Annotated in this window: 1 protein-coding gene; it reads left to right on the top strand. The window is 66.7% G+C overall.

The window, feature by feature from the left end; genetic code table 11:
* A partial coding sequence (locus ACNQO6_RS18435) for a molybdopterin-dependent oxidoreductase (RefSeq protein ID WP_440209911.1) occupies positions 1 to 264 on the top strand: 264 nt, incomplete at both ends.

The raw sequence follows: 264 nt of genomic DNA, 5'->3' as shown, positions 1-264 counted from the left end.
TGGCCTCGGCGGTGATGGGCTTCATGCGCAGCTTCGGCATGGACGAGCCGATGGGCTGCTACGACGACATCGAGGCCACCGACAGCTTCGTCCTCTGGGGCTCGAACATGGCCGAGATGCACCCGGTGCTCTGGTCGCGGGTCACCGACCGCCGGCTCAGCGCGCCGCAGGTCAAGGTCGCGGTGCTGTCCACCTTCGAGCACCGCAGCTTCGAGCTGGCCGACTTGCCCATGGTGTTCAAGCCGCAGACCGACCTGATCATCC

The organism is Acinetobacter calcoaceticus (assembly GCF_051947995.1).
In the GTDB taxonomy this organism is placed as follows: Bacteria; Pseudomonadota; Gammaproteobacteria; order Pseudomonadales; family Moraxellaceae; genus Acinetobacter.
The sequence above is the reverse complement of the archived record's forward strand: the minus strand, read 5'-3'. Positions and strand labels throughout refer to the sequence as shown.